The organism is Methanoculleus formosensis, from assembly GCF_025384765.1.
GTDB lineage: Archaea > Halobacteriota > Methanomicrobia > Methanomicrobiales > Methanoculleaceae > Methanoculleus > Methanoculleus formosensis.
In genome coordinates, this window is sequence record NZ_VHLL01000008.1 from 46,561 (window position 1) to 65,772 (window position 19,212).

18 protein-coding genes are annotated in these 19,212 nt (G+C 62.9%); 10 read left to right on the forward strand and 8 right to left on the reverse strand.

All coding sequences use genetic code 11. The features are described from left to right. Positions 1–55 precede the first annotated feature (55 nt). The 4 genes from FKB36_RS11540 to FKB36_RS11555 form a co-directional block, all read right to left on the reverse strand. Positions 56–1,942, reverse strand: coding sequence for a sensor histidine kinase (locus FKB36_RS11540; protein WP_261598228.1), 1,887 nt, complete (start codon positions 1,940–1,942; stop codon positions 56–58). Beyond that, a complete protein-coding gene (locus tag FKB36_RS11545) occupies positions 1,939–3,831 on the reverse strand; it encodes a sensor histidine kinase (RefSeq protein WP_261598229.1) in 1,893 nt (630 codons plus the stop codon). Before FKB36_RS11545 ends, FKB36_RS11540 begins: the two co-directional genes overlap by 4 nt. Positions 3,832–4,229: 398 nt before the next feature. Further along, positions 4,230–5,894, reverse strand: coding sequence for a thermosome subunit alpha (gene thsA, locus FKB36_RS11550; RefSeq protein WP_261598230.1), 1,665 nt, complete (start codon positions 5,892–5,894; stop codon positions 4,230–4,232). Between the two features lie 57 nt (positions 5,895–5,951). Beyond that, positions 5,952–6,866 (reverse strand): transcriptional regulator, encoded by a 915-nt coding sequence (locus tag FKB36_RS11555; RefSeq protein ID WP_261598231.1) that lies wholly within the window; start codon positions 6,864–6,866, stop codon positions 5,952–5,954. 47 nt (positions 6,867–6,913) lie between these two features. Between FKB36_RS11555 and FKB36_RS11560 the strand changes: the two genes are divergently transcribed. The 5 genes from FKB36_RS11560 (at position 6,914) to FKB36_RS11580 (ending at position 11,590) form a co-directional block, all read left to right on the forward strand. Further along, entirely contained in the window at positions 6,914–8,182 is a 1,269-nt protein-coding gene (locus FKB36_RS11560) for a tRNA(Ile)(2)-agmatinylcytidine synthase (protein ID WP_261598232.1), read from the forward strand. A 486-nt stretch (positions 8,183–8,668) separates the two neighbouring features. After that, complete coding sequence (locus FKB36_RS11565) at positions 8,669–9,604, forward strand: deoxyhypusine synthase (RefSeq protein WP_261598233.1); 936 nt, start codon at positions 8,669–8,671, stop codon at positions 9,602–9,604. Then, positions 9,601–10,236: an orotidine-5'-phosphate decarboxylase gene (gene pyrF / locus FKB36_RS11570; protein WP_261598234.1), complete on the forward strand. Its 636-nt coding sequence runs from the start codon at positions 9,601–9,603 to the stop codon at positions 10,234–10,236. The genes FKB36_RS11565 and pyrF overlap by 4 nt, the downstream gene beginning before the upstream one ends. A 116-nt stretch (positions 10,237–10,352) precedes the next feature. After that, a complete protein-coding gene (nrdD, locus tag FKB36_RS11575; RefSeq protein WP_261598235.1) occupies positions 10,353–10,715 on the forward strand; it encodes an anaerobic ribonucleoside-triphosphate reductase in 363 nt (120 codons plus the stop codon). Beyond that, positions 10,712–11,590: an adenosylcobinamide amidohydrolase gene (locus FKB36_RS11580; RefSeq protein WP_261598236.1), complete on the forward strand. Its 879-nt coding sequence runs from the start codon at positions 10,712–10,714 to the stop codon at positions 11,588–11,590. Before nrdD ends, FKB36_RS11580 begins: the two co-directional genes overlap by 4 nt. A 2-nt stretch (positions 11,591–11,592) precedes the next feature. Here the strand turns inward: FKB36_RS11580 and FKB36_RS11585 are convergent, their stop codons facing one another. Further along, positions 11,593–11,787 carry a DUF1858 domain-containing protein gene (locus FKB36_RS11585; RefSeq protein WP_261598237.1) on the reverse strand — a complete coding sequence of 65 codons (195 nt, stop codon included), beginning with the start codon at positions 11,785–11,787 and terminating at the stop codon, positions 11,593–11,595. Between the two features lie 239 nt (positions 11,788–12,026). On the opposite strand from FKB36_RS11585, the gene FKB36_RS11590 reads away from it, so the two are divergent. Next, the gene (locus tag FKB36_RS11590) at positions 12,027–13,262 is read left to right on the forward strand and encodes a nucleotide-binding protein (RefSeq protein WP_261598238.1); all 1,236 of its coding nucleotides are present in this window, start codon (positions 12,027–12,029) and stop codon (positions 13,260–13,262) included. After that, on the forward strand, positions 13,259–13,825 hold the full coding sequence (locus tag FKB36_RS11595) for an RPA family protein (RefSeq protein ID WP_261598239.1): 567 nt from the start codon (positions 13,259–13,261) through the stop codon (positions 13,823–13,825). The genes FKB36_RS11590 and FKB36_RS11595 overlap by 4 nt, the downstream gene beginning before the upstream one ends. 193 nt (positions 13,826–14,018) lie before the next feature. Here FKB36_RS11595 and FKB36_RS11600 read toward each other — a convergent pair whose 3' ends face one another. From FKB36_RS11600 to FKB36_RS11610, 3 genes are all read right to left on the reverse strand, one after another. Continuing rightward, entirely contained in the window at positions 14,019–14,711 is a 693-nt protein-coding gene (locus tag FKB36_RS11600; RefSeq protein ID WP_315901838.1) for a recombinase family protein, read from the reverse strand. 127 nt (positions 14,712–14,838) lie between these two features. Beyond that, entirely contained in the window at positions 14,839–15,513 is a 675-nt protein-coding gene (gene ribB / locus FKB36_RS11605) for a 3,4-dihydroxy-2-butanone-4-phosphate synthase (RefSeq protein WP_261598241.1), read from the reverse strand. Further along, the gene (locus tag FKB36_RS11610) at positions 15,506–16,174 is read right to left on the reverse strand and encodes a DUF120 domain-containing protein (protein ID WP_261598242.1); all 669 of its coding nucleotides are present in this window, start codon (positions 16,172–16,174) and stop codon (positions 15,506–15,508) included. Before FKB36_RS11610 ends, ribB begins: the two co-directional genes overlap by 8 nt. Before the next feature lie 123 nt (positions 16,175–16,297). Here FKB36_RS11610 and FKB36_RS11615 point away from each other — a divergent pair, with 123 nt between their 5' ends. Genes FKB36_RS11615 through FKB36_RS11625 form a run of 3 tightly spaced genes read left to right on the forward strand, consistent with a single transcriptional unit; the run spans position 16,298 to position 19,211 of the window. Further along, complete coding sequence (locus FKB36_RS11615) at positions 16,298–17,008, forward strand: helix-turn-helix domain-containing protein (protein ID WP_261598243.1); 711 nt, start codon at positions 16,298–16,300, stop codon at positions 17,006–17,008. Next, positions 17,002–18,054: a hydroxymethylglutaryl-CoA synthase gene (locus FKB36_RS11620; protein ID WP_261598244.1), complete on the forward strand. Its 1,053-nt coding sequence runs from the start codon at positions 17,002–17,004 to the stop codon at positions 18,052–18,054. The genes FKB36_RS11615 and FKB36_RS11620 overlap by 7 nt, the downstream gene beginning before the upstream one ends. Next, on the forward strand, positions 18,051–19,211 hold the full coding sequence (locus tag FKB36_RS11625; RefSeq protein WP_261598245.1) for a thiolase domain-containing protein: 1,161 nt from the start codon (positions 18,051–18,053) through the stop codon (positions 19,209–19,211). The genes FKB36_RS11620 and FKB36_RS11625 overlap by 4 nt, the downstream gene beginning before the upstream one ends. Position 19,212 lies beyond the last annotated feature (1 nt).

Here is a 19,212-nt window from a genome sequence, read left to right on the forward strand (position 1 = left end):
GATTGCCGCGGGATGGAGGGAGGACGTCACAGGGGTGAGAAGGTTCGGCCGGCTGCTACTCCTTCGGTGCCTTCCTGAGCGAAAACCGGATGGCTGTGCCGGAGCCGGGATGCCCCGGCACCCGGTCCTCGGCCCGGATCTCTCCGCCGTACCGCTCGATGAGCGTCCGGCAGATGTAGAGGCCGAGCCCCGTTCCGGCAAACGATTCGCTCCCCTTCCGGAACCGACGGAAGGGTTCGCCCTTCACCGCATCCGGGATCCCTGGCCCGTCATCCTCGACCGAGACGAGGAGATCCTCCCCGCGATCCTCGACCTGGATCGCGATCTCGACGTCCGGTCCGCCGAACTTCTCGACGTTGCCGATCAGGTTCGAGAAGACCTCGGGGAGGAGGTCGTCGGCAAGCACGTCAACCGGGCGGCCCTCGTACCGGACCGCGGGGTGGCCTGCCGCCTGTTCCCGTATCGCCCGGTCGAGATCCACGGGTCTGAGCGCCGCACCGCTCGCCCGGGCCATCCGGAGAGTGGCGACGCGCCCGATGATCGCCGAACTCTGCTCGAGCTGGCCGAGCATCTTCCCGGCCGTCTCCCTCCGCTCGCCCTCGAGCGCGTCGACCAGAAACTGTGTATACCCGATGGCGACGGTGTTAGCGTTGTTGATATCATGGACCATGATATCCAGGAAGAGGTTTGCCGCACGGTTGGACTCCTCGAGATCGGCCGTTCGCTCTTGCACCTGCTCTTCGAGCCGGGCGCTGTACTGCCGTAAAGCCTCCTCCGACTCACGGAGGCGCTGGATGTTCCCCTTGAGGGAGTCGACCGTGATACCGATGCTCTCCGAGAGGCGGGCGAACTCGGTCCCCGCGGATACCCGGACCCGGTGGTCGAGATCTCCGCTGGCAATCCGGTCGACGTCGTCGACGAGCTCCCGCACCGGCCGGGTGATCCGCCGCGAGGCCGGGATCGCGATGCAGCAGGCAGCGAGGCCCAAAACGAGAACTATGGCGGCATGAATGCGCCACACCTCCATGATCCGGGCTTCGAGAGGGGCGGTGGTATACGTCAACTCGGCAACCCGGCTCGTGTCTGAGGGGCTGCCGGGATCGGAGAGGTCGACGAGGAGATACCGGGTGATGGTCCCGGCCGTCCCGTCCACGAACGTCCTGCTCTCTCCCTCTTCGATGACCGCGACGGCGACGGGGTCGACGGTCGCGGGCACGACGGGGCTGTCCGCCTCTGTCACGTTGATGGGCCGCCCGTAGCGGTCGAAGAACCGGATCTCTGTGAGCGCGGGGTTCAGCCGCATCAGGTCCTCCTTCAGGGTCTGGTAGTCCGGAGCATAACGGTCGGCCTCGGTCGCGTTGCAGACGAGTCCGAGCTCGAAGACGTAGCGGTGGTCGGGAGAAGGCAGGTAGGCGTACTTCCGGAGCATGCCCCCCGCCGGTTCCGTCACGACGCGATCCGCCACGAACGCATCACCAAGCCGGATCTCCGTTACCCGGTCGAAGAAGTAGGGGATCTCCCGGAAATCAAGGCCAAGGTCAGGAGGGTAGGTGGTATACTCGACGATGCCGGACTCGTTGATGACATAGATGTCCACCTCCCCTCCAAGTTCTTCCTGGACCCGGGAGAGATCCATTGCGCCCGCATCCCTCCCGGCGCGCTCGTACTCGGCCGTGACCGGGCCGAACCCTTCCTCCATCCGGGAATCCAGTGTACCGTCGAAGAGTTTCAGCCCCGCGTCTACGAGACGCACCGACTGGACGACGCTCTTCTCCGTCTGTTCCCGGAGCAGCTCGTCCCCGGCGGTCAGGGCCTCCTCGGCCTGCTGGCAGTCCACAGCCAGGATCAACCCGACCAGGGGGAGCGTGATCAGGATCATGATGAGCAGCAGGTGTGTGCCGAACCGGCGATACCATCTGCCACCGTCGTTCTTCGTCGTCATGGACTCCCCTCTCCCCCGGCCTTTTTAAGCGAGAAACGGATGGCCGTACCGGATCCGGGGTGCCCCGGCACCCGGTCATCGATCCGGATCTTTCCCCCATACCGCTCGATGAGCGTCCGGCAGATGTAGAGCCCGAGCCCCGTCCCGGCAACCCCGCTGTTCCCCCGGCTCAACCGGTTGAAGAGCCGGGGTTTTACGGCGTCCGGGACGCCCGGCCCCGTATCCTCGACCGAAACGGTGACTTCATCGCCGTGGTCCTCGACCTGGATCGCGATCTCAGCGTCCTGCCCGCCGAATTTTACAGCGTTCCCGAGCAGGTTCGAGAAGACTTCAGCGAGGAGATCGTCGGCGAGGACAAAGACCGTGGTGCCGGTGTAGGATATCCTGGAGCCCGGGAGAGACTCGATCTCACTCCTGATGATCCGATCAAGGTCGATTGCCCTGACGGCCCCGGGCCGCCCCTGGATATGCTGGATGGTGTTGACGCTCTTGACGATATCGATGCTCTTCGTAAGTCCGGCCTTCGCCTTCCAGAGGAGTTCCGCCTCGGGCTCTCCCTCGAGGTCCTCAAGGAGGAGCTCCGAGTAGAGGTTTGCGACGTTGTTTGCGTTGTTGATGTCATGCCCCATGATGTCGAGCAGGAGCGAGGCCGTCCGGTTGGACTCTTCGAGGGCGATCGTCCGTGCCCGGACCTCGTCCTCGAGGATACGGCTGTGCCGGGCGACCTCCACCTCCGACTCCCGGAGCCTTTGCAGGGTCTCTTTTAAGGAGGCGACCATGGCCGACACGCTCCGTTCCAGGTGCACGAACTCCTCGGCCCCGCTCACCCGTATGGGGCGGTCCAGGTCGCCGCGGGCGACGGCATCGACGTCCTCAACGAGGGTGCGCACCGGCCGCGTCAGGGAGTGTATGGCGACGGCAAAGGCGCAGGCGATGAGCGTGAGCCCGATAAGCAGAACCCCCGCATGCCGGGCAAAGATACCTGCGGCCATCTCCTCCGCGACGTTCGTGGTGTAGGTCAGTTCGACGACCATGCTCACGTCCGACGCGTAATCGCTATTCGCCCGGTCGATGAAGAGGTACCGGATCAGCCCGCCTGTTTCGACGTCCTCCGCTTCAAGTATGGCCCTTTCCCGGTACGCCTGCAGGGCCATGGCCATCCTGCGGTCATCGTCGGGATGTGCCGCGCCCACGATCCGTTCCCCCAGGCAGTCGAAGATCCGGACCTCGCTGACGTATGGATTCTCGTTCGCCACATCCCGGATTGCGTCCACGTAACTCAACGCCGTGCGTTGCTCCTCGAATTCCGGCTCCGCGAGACCGAGCTCGAAGAGGTAGCGGCGGTCGGAAGAAGGCTGGTAAGCGTACTTCCGGAGCATCCCGGTGGCGATCTCGGGGACGATCCTGTCGGCAGAAAAGGCGTTATTAAGCCGGATATCCGTGATATAGTCGTAAAATTCGGGAATGTCCTTAAAGTCATATCCAAGCTCGGGCGGGTAGGTAGTGTACTCGATGATGCCTGATTCGTTGATGATGTAGAGGTCCATCCGACCTTCGAGCTGCTCTTTGACCCCGGAGAGATCCATCGCACCCGGGTCTCTTCCCGCTCGTTCATACTCAGCGATGAACGGACCGAACCCCTCCTCCATCTCACGGTCAAGGCTGGCATCGAAGAGTTCCAGCCCGGTATCAACCAGATTCACCGCGAGGATGATCCCGTACTCGGTCTGGCCCTGGAGTTCCTCGATATCATCTTCTAACTCCTGCTGGGCGGCGGTGTATCCAGAATATGATGCCAGGTAGATGACAGGGGCGACGACGAGCAGGACAACGAGCAGAAGATAGATCATGAGCGGGAGCGACGACCGGATGAAACTCTTTGCTGCCATGTACGTAGACACTCCGCTCCTCTCGTGATATCCCCGGAAATAGGATTATTTCTTCGAGGGCAGATATATATCTACCGAAATAATGGGAATGATTTTCATATATCATGAACGATTTTGATACCATTAAAGGCTTTTAGAAATAATTTCGCCATGCAGCACCACTACTCCGCCAGCACAGCATCTAGCATCGAGCACCACATCTACGCAGGGGAGAGCAGGGGCGGCGGCCGGGTCTCCTTGAGGTATGTCCCGGATGTGTTAACGAAGCCTTGAAGACGCTTTCCGGCGGCCTGCCGAAAAGTGCTCACGCACAATGATACATGAAGAGTATCTATGAAAAAAGAGGTTGCAGAGCCGGATTCACGGCTCCAAACGTATCGTTGGACGGTACGGTGATCTTACATCGGGGGCATGCCCATGCCGCCCATGCCACCCATGCCGCCGCCACCCATGGCCGCCATCTCTTCAGGAGAGGGGCCGGCAGACTTGGACGAGGCGATGACGTCGTCGATCCGGAGGATCATGACAGCGGCTTCGGCGGCGCTGGAGACTGCCTGGGTCTTCACCCGGAGAGGCTCGACGACGCCGGCCTCGAGCATGTCGCCGGAGACGGCGTTGAAGACATCAAGACCCATGTACTTCCCGTTCTTGCCGCCCTTCTCGTGGGAGGCACGGAGCGCAACGAGCATGTCGATCGGGTCGAGACCCGCGTTCTCGGCAAGCGTCCTCGGGATGATCTCAAGAGCGGTTGCGAACGCCTCGATGGCGAGCTGGGCGCGGCCGCCGACGGTCGCGGCGTACTCGCGGAGCCTGAGCGAGAGCTCGATCTCGGGCGCACCGCCGCCAGCGACGAACTTCCTGTCCTCGACGGCAACGCTGACGACCCGGAGTGCGTCCTCGATGGCGCGATCGAGTTCGGCAACGACGTGCTCGGTGCCGCCGCGGATGATGATCGAGACCGCCTTCGGGTTCTCGCATTCGGTGACGAAGATCATCTCTTCGCCGGAGACCTTCTTCTCCTCGACGCTGCCGGCTTTCCCGAGTTCCTCGGGGGCGATGGCGTCGATGGAGCTGACGACTGCCGCACCGGTGGCACGGGCGAGTTTCTCCATGTCGCTCTTCTTGACACGGCGGACGGCAAAGACGCCGGCCTTCGCGAGGTAGTGCTGCGCGATGTCGTCGATGCCCTTCTGGCAGAAAACGACGTTTGCCTTGCTCGCAACGACCTTCTCGACGATGCCCTTGATCATCCGCTCCTCTTCATCGAGGAACATCTGGAGCTGGTCGGGGCTCGTGATGCTGATCTCGGCGTCGACCTCGGTCTTCTTGAACTCGATAGCAGCGTTCAGGAGCAGGATCTTCGCGTCCTTGACGACACGGGGCATCGCAGGGTGGACACGCTCCTTGTCGATGATCATGCCCTCGACGATCTCGGACTCCTCGATGGACCCGCCGACCTTCTTCTCGACCTTCACGAACTCGGTGTCGACGGTTCCGTCGGCGTCGGCGACCATCGTGATTGCCCTGACGACGAGTTCGGTGAGTTTCTCCTTTGCGGCCTCGGCGCCCTTCCCGGTCATGGCGGTGTCGGCAAGCTTGCGGAGCACTACCATGTCGTCGGGCCTGACCTCGACGGCGATGTCGGCGAGGATGGTCTGCGCCCTGTCGGCGGCCATCCGGTAGCCGTGAGCGATGACGGTCGGGTGCACGTCCTGGTCGAGGAGGTCCTCGGCGCGCTTCAGGAGCTCGCCTGCGATCACCACGGCGGTCGTGGTTCCGTCGCCGACCTCGTCGTCCTGGGTCTTGGCGATCTCGACCATCATCTTCGCGGCGGGGTGCTCGATGTCCATCTCTTTCAAGATGGTCACACCGTCGTTCGTGATGACGACGTCACCGATGGTGTCGACGAGCATCTTGTCCATGCCTTTGGGTCCGAGCGTTGTCCGTACAGCACTTGCCACGGCCTTTGCGGCTGCGATGTTGCCCGACTGTGCGTCACGACCACGGGTACGCTGGCTACCCTCTTTCAGAATAAGAATTGGTTGTCCTCCAAGACTTGACATAGGTATCACCGTTGTTAAGCGATAGAAAGGTAGGTTTGTAGTTCTATATAAAGATATTCACTCATTAATCATATCTATGAGTTCTGAGCCATCTTCAAGGGAGTGGAGATGTTCTTCTCCGATAAGAAGCGTTTTGCCGATCTTTTTCTGCTTTTTGTAATCCGTGACGATGCACATCGCAAACGTCTTCGTGATCTGTGATATGTTGCCGATCAGGGAAGCGCGCTTCACGACCTTCTGAGACGTGCCGTATGCCGTCAGGATCGTGTGCCTATCAAAGAGCGCCAGCGCCTGGAACGGTGCCTGCCGCATCGCGTGGATCTCCATCCCCATACGTTCGAGATCGATCAGAACATCGCCGGACGCGGATTCGGCGGGTTTCTCGGGCTCGGGAGTGCGGTAGCCGAGGAGTTCGATCGTCTCGACGAGCGGGGCGTTGAAGAGCTCTTCGAGTCTGATGGCGACATCGAGCGTGGTGCCCATCCCACTCTCGTACTTGCTGATCGTCCGGCGGGAAACACCGAGTTGCGACGCAAGGTCTCCAAGCGACATCCGGGAGCGTTCCCGCACCTCACGGAGGAGGTCGCCCTTGATCTTCACGTAGAGGCCGCCGGGGGAGGCGTAGACCATCGGCGAGAGGCCTTCCACGAAGTAGTCGTAGAGCGTCTCGGGGCTGAGGGCGAAGAGCCCGTAACGGATGTAGACGACGCCGCGCTCGAGATCGGTATCGCGTGCCCGCTCCCCGACGATGAGGGGGGTGGCCTCCAGGTGCCGGGCGATCAGGTTGAGGTCCCAGGCGATGTCGGCGCTCACGCTGTCGATGTGAGAGGCGATCTTGATGATGACGAGGTTGTCGCCCTTCTTCACGATCAGGTCGAAACTCCGTGGACGGATGTTGCATCGCTCCGAGACGTCGAAGTCTGCAAGGAGCATGATGCTGATGACCATCTGAGGGAGGCGATCCTGCGACATAATCCGTAAGAATCGATATAGTCGGAGACGATATAAACTAGAGGGTCATGTGGATCGGGATCGACGATACGGACTCGCCTGCCGGGATGTGCACCACCTACCTCGGCGCGGTGCTGGTGCAGCGGCTCGCGCGGGCGGGACTCCCCGTCGTCGGCGCCCGCCTGGTCAGGCTGAACCCGAACGTCATCCACAAGACCCGGGGGAACGCGGCGATCGCCATCGAGGCGGTCGGCGATTCGGAGACGGGCTTCGCGCTCGCCACCGCCTGCGTCGAAGAACTCGCGGAGTTCGACGACGAAAAGACCAACCCCGGCGTGGTGGTCTCAAGCGTCCGCCCGCCGCCGGACTTCTATTACGCGGCGCTCCGGGACTACTGCACCGTGGACGAGGCCGTTCTAGTGCTCGAAGCCGCAGGGGCGCTCTACCGGGGTTACAAGAACCGGCGCGGGCTCATCGGCGCAACGGCGGCGATAGCGAGCGATTTTTGTGACCGGACCTACGAGCTCCTCGCCTACCGGAAGCGCCCGGCGTGGGGCACCCCACGGCAGGTGGATGCGGCGAGCCTCTTTCACGCCGAGGAGGAGACCTACCCTCATACCTGGGACACGGTCGACCGGGAGAACGGCGTGGTGGTCGGGGTGCCCCATACCCCCGACCCCGTCCTCTTCGGCATCCGGGGGGAGAGCCCCGCATGGGTGAAGGAGGCACGCTCTTTTGTCCGCTCCGAAGAGCCCGCCTGCGAGCAGGTCTACGCCACCAACCAGGGAACCGACGCTCACCTGATACCGGGAGCGGCCGGAACCCTCCTGGAGGGGCGGTCGTACCTCGTGCGCGGCACGGTCGCGACGGCCGCGGCCACCGGGCCCGGCGGCCACGTCTCGTTTCTTCTCGCTGACTGCGGCGCCGAACTGCGCTGTATGGCCTACGAACCGACCAAGGGGTTCAGGAGCGTCGTGCGGGCGCTCGTCCCGGGGGACGTGGTGGCCGCGGCCGGGAGTTACAAAGGCGGGAGCCTCAACCTCGAGAGGCTCGGGGTCGCCCGCCTCGCCGACGCGGTCCGGGTTCGCCCGCCGGTCTGCCCGGCCTGCAAAAAGCGGATGACGAGCGCCGGAACCGGCAAAGGCTACAAGTGCAGGATCTGTGGCGAGCGCAGCCGCGAGCCCGAGACCGAGCGAATCGAGCGGCTGCTCCGGCCCGGGTGGTATGAGGTCCCCCCCACCGCCCGCCGGCACCTCGCGCGGCCGCTGGTGCGCGGTGTTCCTGCATGGGAAGAGGCCATGCTCCGGCCGGACCGGGGATGCACAGGGAATATATAGCGGCAGCGAAGTCGGGGGGATGGCCCGTCAATGAAATGAACTTTACAAAAAAAGATATATAACATAGTAGAGTTAACTTCTTTCTGGTGATCCCGTGCCGACTATCGGCCGCGAATATGTGCGGGCCCGGGACTCGATCCGCCCGCATCGGTGCCACCCCTGACGGGCGGTCTCCTGTGGCAGACCGTAGATGTTCGCGGTCGAGTATGCACGGAACGAAGGTAACCCTCTGGAAACCTCTCCGTTTCCGGCCCGAAAGTCCGCTCTATCGAGAGTTGGTCCGGACATACCGGACCCCGACACGGTGGGACGAGCGGGATCATCCCGTGTCGAATAACAACCAGTCATCCCCTGTCTGGCAGCGGGACCCGGTTACCGGGCCCGCATTTTTTTAGAAGATCCTCTTCATCCGGCGGCCCCCGGAAGAGACGATCCATTATTCTGGATGAATGCCAATATCTCGTACAGAATTGGTGTAACAGTATCATGACCTTCAAATACGGGGAAGCGGTTCAGCAGGCGCAGGTTCGCCCCGGGATGACGGTCGGCGAACTCGTCGACGAACTCGGGAAAGCCGGCGCCTACAACGGGGGGTCGCTCTGGCAGGCGGTCAACATCTACGAGCGGATGCTGCGCGACGACGAAGCACTGAAGTTCTTCGGCCTCTCGGGCGCGATGGTCCCCGGCGGCATGGGAGGCATCGTCGCCGACCTCATAGGGCGGGGACATATCGATGTGCTCGTCTCGACGGGGGCGAACCTCACCCACGACGTCATCGAGGCGATCGGGTGCCACCACTACCACGGGACCGCCCAGGTCTCCGATGCCGAACTCTGCGAGGAGGGAGTCAACCGGATCTACGACATCTTCCTCCCGAACGAGGCGTTCATCCGGTTCGAGGAGTTCCTGCAGGACGTCTACTCGTCCCTCCCGGAGGGCTCGACGGTCTCGATATCCGAGCTCCTCGGCCGGCTCGGGGAGAGGCTCGATACCGGGATCCTTGCCGCGGCGGCAAAGGCCGGGGTGCCGATCTACTGCCCGGCCATCCAGGACTCGATGATCGGGCTGCAGTACTGGCTCTTTTCGCAGACACACAAGGTCACGGTCAGCGCGTTTGCCGATATGCCCGGGCTGCTCGACCGGTGCTTCGAGGCCGAACGGGCCGGAGCGATCCTGGTCGGCGGGGGCGTCCCGAAGAACTACATCCTGCAGAGCAAGCTTATGACCGAGAGCGGGTTCGACTACGCGGTGCAGCTCACCGGCGACCGGCCGGACCTCGGCGGCCTCTCGGGGGCGACGCTCGAAGAGGCCCGGTCGTGGGGCAAACTCACCGGGGAGGCCACCGCTGCGACGGTCTACGGCGACGCGACGATCAACCTGCCGCTCCTCGTTGCGGCAACCCTCGAGAGGCTGGAACGATGACCGAACTCATCCTCTCCCTCGACGTCCTCGACCGGAAAGAGGCGGTGAAGGTTGCGGAGTCCTGTGCGCCCTTCATCGACGCGATCAAGATCGGCTACCCCCTCGTCCTCTCGTCCGGCCTCTCGATCGTCGAAGATCTCGCCGATCTCGCTCTTCCCCTCATCGCCGACTTCAAGGTCGCGGACATCCCGAACACCAACCGCCTCATCTGCGAAGCGGTCTTTTCGGCCGGCTTTGACGCCGTGATCGCGCACGGGTTCGTGGGAGCCGATGCCGCGAGAACCTGCGTCGAGGTGGCGCACCGGCACAGCGGGGCGGCCTACATCGTCGCCGAGATGAGCCATCCCGGGGCGACCGAGTTCTTCCACGGCGGCGTGGCCGAGAACCTCGCGGAGCTCGCCGTCTCCTGCCGGGCCGACGGCATCATCGCTCCGGCCACCCGCCCGGACCGGATATCCCGGCTCCGGGAGATCGTCGGCAGCAAGGCGATCTACTCCCCGGGCGTGGGGGCGCAGGGCGGCGACCTCGATACGGTGGCCCGGCTGGTCGACGGGGTCATCGTGGGAAGGAGCATCTACGAGGCGGAAAACCCCGGCGCCGAGGCCGAACGCTTCTCCCGCATCCGCCGGTGATGAGTTCTCCGTTCCGATCCCCGTCAGGGGAGATGACGAACCCTATGAGTGATCTGAGGCGGATGCGGCGTATCCCGTATCTAAAGGGATATATATCCTCCCGCAGATACTGTATCATGAACTGGAGCCCCGAACAACGTAAACTGGCGGAGAAGTACCAGAGTCTCGATGAAATCCCCGCTGGAGAGCGGCGGTACAAGTGCCACACCTGCCACTTCGTCGTGGACGAGAACCCCTGTCCCCACTGTGGCGAGACGTCGCTCGAGATCATGTGCCCGCTCGACCACTGCGACTGCCACCACTCCATCGTCGAGACGATCGAGTACTGCCCGCTCTGCGGCAAGGCCGTCTGCCCGGAGTGCGGGAGCCACGATGTCGTCCAGATCAGCAGGGTCACCGGTTACCTCCAGGACGTTGCGGGCTGGAACGCAGGCAAACAGCAGGAACTGAAAGACCGAGTCCATTACTCCGTCGTATGAGACATTTCGTCAGGGACGATACTCTTTTTCTTCGCGGCCGGTTCAGGGCGGCGAGCACCGGGGTTCACGGCGGTCTTGCGGACGTCACGACGATCCTGAACCATACGGTGCCACACAACTTCGAGGACGAGCCGGCCCGCCACCTCGACCTCCTCGTCGCCCGGCACGGCATCTTCCAGGACTACTTCGGGCTCCTGACCGCCGTAGAGATGCACCACCTCTGCGTGCTCCAGTACGACTTCGTCACGGTCTTCATCACCGCCGGGGTGACGAACCCGACACCGCATGCACCCGGGACCATCAACATCATCGTCTACAGCCGGGAGGGAATGGTTGATTCGGCGCTCCTGGAGGCGATCGTCACTGCAACAGGGGCGAAAGCCCAGGCGCTCCACGACCTCGGCTACGACTTCCCCGGAACCACGACAGACGCAGTCGTCGTCGCCTGCGACCGCGACGGCCCCCGGGCACATACCTACGCCGGAACCCTGACCGAACTCGGCAGCAGGGTTCACGCGGCGATCCTCTATGGTCTTCCCGAGGCTCTTGCGCGGCAGCAGGAGAGGGTCCGGCGGAGCGAGCCGTCGTTCTTCATCTACAGCCGTTACGGCGGGGATCACTGGGTGGAGTGGCAGAAGGAGGGCTGCGCCTACTACCCCTGCCACTTCCCGGGGCAGCGGTGCGACTACTGCTACTGCCCCTGCTACCCCTGTGCGGACGAGGAACTCGGCGAATGGGTCGATAGTTCGAACGGCGGCAGGATATGGGGGTGCGCCGGCTGTACGCTCCTGCACGTCCCGGAGATTGCGGATTACATGAAAAGAAACCCGGAGGCCACTCTCGCCGAACTCAAGCGGCTCCGGGAGAAATTATAGGTTTACGCCTCGGCGACGCCGAGAGCGGAGAGCATCTCTTCGAGGGGGACGCCGTGCGCCTGGGCGGCTTCCCGGATCGTCTCGCTGTTTGCGATTGCGCAGCCAAGGCAACCCATGCCGAACCGGAAGAGAACCTGTGCTGATTCGGGCTTCTCCCGAAGGAGGTCCGCGATTGTACTGTCCGCAGTCAATGCCATACAGCTGATGTTGTCCCTGCCCCTATTTATAATTCAACTGTCCGGCCTGGCCTCCTGCGGCCCGCCCACAGGTGCACGAAACGCCCCCGCGCCCCGAGATCGCGTCCTTTCGAGCTGCACAGGTGCATACCGGAAAGGCCGCACCCCGAGGTGCCCGGCCCGGGTTTCCCGCTCACTTTCACACCGCACGCCAGAGGTTAATACCCTCGTGAGGTGAAGTACAGACTGGAGATGTAAGTATGACCCTATCAGAGGTAACAGAGAGAATCTCCCGGAAACTTGAAGCAAAAGGTGCACAGCCCGATCGGCAGAAGATCGAATCACGCCTCCGCCGTCTCGTCGAGGAGTTCGGCGTCAACGTCGACGAGGCCGAACGAACGGTGACGGGCGATCTCGCCCGCGAGTACAACGTCACCGGCGTCGGCACCGGTGGAAGTTCCTCGACAGAACTCCGGCAGATCCGTGATCTCGCCCCGAATGACTGGGTCACGATCGAGGGGAAGATCGTTGCCCTGACCCCGCCCGTCTCACCCTCGATCGCACAGACCGGGATCATCGCCGACTCGAGCGGCGCCATCCGTTTTGTCGCCTGGGCCCGGGGAAACCCTCCTGCGATGGAGTACGGTCACTGGTACCGGCTCGAGTCCGCGGTCGTCGACGAGTATAAGGGTGCGCCGAACCTGAAGATCCACTCGGGCACCACGATCGCCCGGGCGGAGGAAGACGCTCCTCTTCTCCCCTCGATCACGCCGATCGCCGAGCTGAAACCCGGTGTCGGGAGCGTGCGGGCCAAGGTCATCCAGGACTGGGAAGTCTCCCACGACCGGATGCTCCAGACGGGGCTCCTCGGCGATGAGACCGGCACCATCAAGTTCGTCATCTGGAAAGAAGAGGGTAAAGACAGACTGGAACTCGATGCCGTCTACAACGTCTACTACGCCACCGTCGACGAGTACAACGGCAGGCTCTCCCTCGCCCTGAACACCGCGATGTACATCCCTGACGAGGGCGATATCGAGGTCGGGCGAAACGAGAGCGAGACCCGGGGGGCTCTCGTCCACATCGGCCCCGGCTCGGGCCTGATCAAGCGCTGTCCCGTCGAGGGCTGCAACCGGACGCTCTCCCGGCAGAACTACTGCCCGGTGCACGAGATCCAGCCCGAGTTCCGCTACGACCTCCGCCTGAAGGGGGTTCTGGACGACGGTGTACACGCGAAGAACGTCCTGATGCAGCGCGAGGTCGTCGAGAGACTCGCGGGGATCACCCTGGAAGAGGCCGTCGGGATCGCCGAGACGAACCCGCTCGGCATGGACGAGATCTTCTACCGCATCAGGAACACAGTGCTCGGGCGCTACTACACCTGCAGCGGGAGCGAGTTCGACGGCAGGCTGCTCGTCAACTCCTGCACCCCGATCGTCTTCGAGCCCGCGGAACTGGCTGCACTCCTGAACCGCGCCGGGGGTGAGCCGGCATGAAGCCCCAGAGCACGTTCGAGCGCGAACCGGCACGGAGGGTCTTTGCCTCCGAGCTCCGCGAGACCCGCTACCAGTTCAAGGACGGCGAGGACGAGAAGAGCCCGACCTACGTCATCCTCCCGACCGGGATCCGGAGCAACCGGATCTTTGTCGTCGGGACGCTCACGGAGAAGCAGCGGCAGGGCGACCAGAACATCTTCTACCGCGGGAGGGTGGTCGACCCGACAGGCACCTTCTTCATCATGGCCGGCTCCTACCAGCCCGAGGCGATGCAGCAACTCGCCCGGATCGAGCCGCCGGCCTTCGTCGCCGTCGTCGGGAAACCGAACCTCTACACGACCCCGGAAGGGAACTGTCTCGTCTCGGTTCGCGTGGAGTCGATCGCGGTTGTGGACCGCGAGACCCGCGACCTCTGGGTGCTCGACACCGCCCGCGAGACCCTTGACCGGCTCGACGCCTTCGGCACCACCGACGACTCGAGGAAGGCCCAGGAGGAGTACGGGACACAGCCCGACCTCTACCGGAAGATCGTCTACGACGCTCTCTCCCAGGTGCAGTTGTAGAACTCTACCTCCGAAAACTCTTTTTTTTGCGGACACGGTCCCGGCAATGTGACGCTTCGCTCGATAAGGGCAGATACTCCCAAACCGGCCTGATGTAAAGAGACGTGACAGGGCAGATAGGCTCACGGAGAGAGACTGAAGAGAGACGAACATTTGGAAAGGCGAAGAGGGAATGTGAACAGACGGTGCCGCGTCACTCCTCAGGCTCCTGCCGGGCGCCCTTCCACTCCCCCTTCAGTTCCGGGTAGTCCGCGAGGATCTTGCTGACCGTGCTCCTGCTGACGTCGAACATCCGACAGATCTGGCTGATGCTCGTCCCCGCCTGCCGTACCGTGAGGAGCGCCTCGACCTGGCCCTCGTTGAGCGCCCTCGGCCTCCCGATCGAGCGCCCGTCATCTTTCTTCGTCTTCTTCGAGACGGTGAGGGGAGTTTTTCGGGTACTCTCGCGGTACTGCTCCATGTACTCGAGGAAGTTGCCGATCGCCGCTCTCCTCTGCTCCGGCTCGTCCCGGTACCCGAAAAAATCGTTGTTCACGCAGTAGACGGTGTAGTCCTCGTTCAGGGTCTTGAGTGCGGCAAGCCCGACGTCCGGATCCCTCGCGAGGCCCGCAAGGTCGTAGATGATGATATCGGGAGAGTTGTTGCTGCTGCAATATTCCATCATCGCCGCAAAATCCTTCCGCTTCTCCGGGGGCGTTGCGTTTGCCCGGTGGTCGTGGAAGATTTCAACAATCTGAAACCGATACTTGCAAAAGTCCTCGACTTCCCCTTTTTGTGCTGCGAAATCCCCCTTCTTTCTTGTATTCAAATATGCCACGGCGTCTCGTTTCATCCGATTATGGTGTCGTATAATCGTATATATTATTTTTGAAAACGCATGCGTCATGTTGTTTTGCGGCGCAGCCAGAGAACCCGGGCACGTTACGGGCAATGTGCTAAAATGTCTCCGGGATCACTTTTCAGGATCGCGGGGTCGGGGGTGCGTAGCGCAACAGGAGAAGAAAAGGTGGGTATTATTGCGATTTCTGGGATTCCCACCGGTCGAGAACGTCTTTTCCCTCGATGAAGACGAGCCCGTGCTGCCTCGCATACTCCATCGCGCCCTCCTTAGAGAGGGCAAATCCCGTCTCATCGTCCAGCATCTCACAGATCGTGACCGCCGGGGTGACATCGGCCATTGCGGCGAGCGCGATCGAGAGCTCGGTCTGCCCCCGCCGCTCGTCGAGGAGCCGATCGGCGGCCCGGAGAAGCGCCATATGGCCGGGTGTCCGGAAATGCGCGGCAAAGTCGTGCCCGCCGCCGTTGAGCGACTTCTTCACCTCGTCCGCGATGGCGGTGACCGTCAGCGCCCGGTCACGGTCCGTGACCCCGGTATAGGTCTCGCGGTGGTTCACCCAGAGTGAGAACGAGGAGTGGTTCTTCGGGTCGTACGGGACCTCTCCGTCCCGCTCGACGAGGCTGCAGGCCCGCAGGACTTCGTGCGCAAACGGCAGACCGAGCCTCTTTGCAGCCTCGGGGTGGACCGCCGTGCAGATCAGCCCGCCGCCGTCCTTGCGCATCTGGCGGATGTGGGCGGGCGTGACGGCGTCAGAGCGGATCGCGAAGTCCGTCTCGCGCTCGCGGTTGTCAAAGTCATATAACAGGACGAATTCGCCCCTCGCGAGGGCCTGTATGGCTGCATCAATCATGGGTTATCTCCACCTCGATCGTATCGTTATCGTTCAGGTTCAGGGTTTTGCGGAGTTCGCACCCGGCGATCACCTCGATGATGTCCTCCGGGTAGTGGCTGCGGGACGGCTCGACTATCGCGCATTTCCGACCGGCGATGCGGCAGGGAAGCACCCTGGCGCCGCCGAACGTCCGCTCATCGGCGGTGAATCCGGGAACGTCGATCCATCCGGCGTGATCGAGCTGCTTTCTGACCGCGATACTCGCCGCATCGAGCCGGATGTTCAGGGTGCCGGGGAAGGGCTCAAAGCCGAGAGAACTGCCGAACTGCTCCTTGTAATGCGGGATGCTCATGTAGTAGCGCCCTTCACCGAGCCCGCTGATCACGATCCCGGTCAGGGTGTACCGCCTCTTCTCCGGGTTGAAGATCCGGACGTAATCCGCGTACTCGCGCTTCAGCGCCTGCTCGCCCTCGCGGGTGACGGCGACGTACTGGCCGTCGGGCTTCATCGATCGGGTGACGAACTGCTGCCGCTCAAGCGCGATCAGTCTCCTTGAGGCGGTCTGGGGGCTGATGCCCAGAACGTTTCCGAGCGACTGCGACGAGAGCCAGATCGGCCCCCGGCACCCGCCGAGCAGGGCAACCGTCTTCAAGGATTGCAGGTCTTCCGCTTCAACCATTGTATCAGAATTGAGATGCATACTATATACGGGTTGTGCTACGGCCCGTCTCTCCGAGGACTTCGTTAAATGTCGAAGGACTATACGCTAACTATTTAAGTCGAGGATGCCGACATTACCTGCATGAAATCCGGGGTGCGGCATCAACTCGCCGAGAAGATGGCAGGGGAGATCACGCTCTCGGACTCACCGGGTCAGGCCCTCAAGAAATGGCGGCAGAGTTTCAACATTCCTCCGGGAGTGCTCGCCGAACACCTTGAGGTCTCACCCTCAGTTATCAGTGACTACGAAAGCGGACGGCGGAAGAGTCCGGGAACCGCCATCGTCGGCAAGATAGTCGACACGATCCTCTCTATCGACGAGGACAACGGCGGTCGTTTCATCAACAAATTTGCAAAAATCCTGTACAGTGAGTTCGACGAAGACGTCATCTACGACATCCACGAGTACGCGTCTCCCGTGGCCCTCTCTGACTTCGCCGAAGTCATCGGCGCCACGAAACTCTGCGGTTCGATGGACCAGACAGTCTACGGCTACACGGTGGTGAACAGCCTCAATGCGATCCTTCAGCTCTCTTCGAGCGAGTTCAACCGCATCTACGGCTGGAGCACGGAGCGTGCCCTCATCTTCACCGAGGTCTCGACCGGGAAGTCCCCCATGGTGGCGATCCGGGTCACGCCCTTCAAGCCCCGTTGCGTGGTGCTGCAGGGGATCGGCCCGGACGAGGTCCACCCGCTGATCCCGGGCCTCGCGGAGCGTGACCGGATCACCGTACTCTGCACCGAGATGGACGTCGAGACGATCATCAGTTCACTACGAGGAAAACTATGGTAGGCATCTACTCATACGGCGTCTACATCCCGCGATACCGGATAAAAGTCCCGGAGATCGCACGGGTATGGGGCGGCAATGCAAACGACGTCATGAGAGGTCTCGGGGTCTTTGAGAAATCCGTCCCCGATCTCGATGAAGACACAGCAACGATCGCCGTTGAGGCGGCACGCGCCGCTCTCCGGCGAAGAACCGTCGACACCGAAGCCATCGGCGCCATCTATGTGGGGAGCGAGTCGCATCCCTACGCGGTCAAGCCCACGGCCTGCACGGTCGGCGAGGCGATCGGGGCGACCCCGAACATGACCGCCGCCGACTACGAGTTCGCGTGCAAGGCGGGGACGGCAGGCATCCAGACCTGCATGGGCATGGTCAAGAGCGGGATGATCCCGTTCGGGATCGCCATCGGTGCGGACGTGGCGCAGGGTGCTCCCGGCGACGCGCTCGAGTACACGGCCGCCGCCGGCGGGGCCGCGTTCGTCATCGGGAGCGATGACGTCATCGCCGAGATCGACCACACCTGCTCGTTCACCACCGATACGCCCGACTTCTGGCGGCGTGAAGGGCAGAACTACCCCCGTCACGGCGGGCGGTTCACCGGCGACCCCGGCTACTTCAAACACGTCCAGGGTGCGGCGCGGCTGATGCTCGATACGATGAAGACGGGGGCAAAAGACTACGATTACGCCGTCTTCCACCAGCCGAACGCGAAGTTCCCGCAGCGGGTCGCGAAGATGCTCGGGTTTACGGATGAGCAGATCCGCCCCGGCCTCGTCGTCCCGCGGCTCGGGAACACCTACTCGGGCTCATCGATGATCGGGCTCGCGGCGACGCTGGATGTCGCAAAGCCGGGTGACCGGATCTTCGTCACCTCGTTCGGCTCGGGAGCGGGAAGCGACGCCTTCGACATCACGGTGACCGACGCCATCGAGTCCGCCGGGTTCGACCGGGCGGCGGCACCGGGCGTGGAGAGCCTCCTCGCGAACCCGATCTACCTCGACTATGCACTGTATGCCAAACACAAGGGAAAGATCGTGATGCAGAAATGAGAGACGTAGCAGTAATCGGAGTCGGGTGCACGGAGTTCGGCGAGCACTGGGGGACCTCGTTCCGCGACCTCTTTGTCAACGCCGGGGCGCTGGCGCTCGAGGATGCCGGTGTCACCGGCGAGAAGATCGACGCGCTCTACGTCGGGAACATGAGCGCCGGCCGGTTCGTCGAGCAGGAGCACATAGGTGCCCTGATCGCGGATTACGCCGGGTTGGCGAGTAACAACGTCCCCTCGACCCGTGTGGAGGCGGCCTGCGCCTCCGGCGGGCTTGCCTTCCGCCAGGCAGTCATCGCGGTCGCGAGCGGGATGGAGGATATCGTCGTTGCGGCAGGCGTCGAGAAGATGACCGACGTCGGGACCGGGGCGAGCGTGGACATGCTCGCGAGCGCCGCGGACCGCGAGTGGGAGGGGTTCGCCGGGGCGACCTTCCCCGGGCTGTATGCGATGATCGCAAACGACTACATGCACCGCTACCCCCTCACCCGGGAGCAGCTTGCACAGGTCGCGGTCAAGAACCACGAGAACGGCGCGAGGAACCCGATCGCACAGTTCCAGAACCGTATCACGGTCGACACGGTGTTGAACTCCTCTTTGGTCGCCGACCCGCTGCGGCTCTTCGACTGCTCGCCGATCACCGACGGTGCGGCGGCGGTCGTGGTGGTGCCGCTCGAGCGTGCCCGCGAGTTCACCGATTCCCCGGTCCGGGTGCTTGCAAGCGCCCAGGCAAGCGACACCATATCGCTCCACGACCGGCGGGACATCTCCACCCTGGACGCCACGGTCGCGGCAGGGAGAAGGGCATTTGCGCAGGCGGGCCTAACCCACAAGGAGATCGATATGGTGGAGGTCCACGACTGCTTCACGATCGCAGAGATCTGTGCGATCGAGGATCTTGGGTTCTGCAAGAAGGGCGAAGCAGGAAGGCTCACCGCAGACGGGGCGACCGCCCTCAACGGGGAGATCCCCGTGAACACGAGCGGCGGCCTGAAGGCCTGCGGCCACCCGGTCGGTGCGACCGGGATCAAGCAGATCTACGAGATCGTCAGCCAGCTCCGCGGCGAGGCCGGGGGCAGGCAGGTAGACGCGGAGATCGGTATGGCGCATAACGTCGGCGGCACCGGCGCGACGGTCGTCGTGCACATCCTGGGGGCCTAAC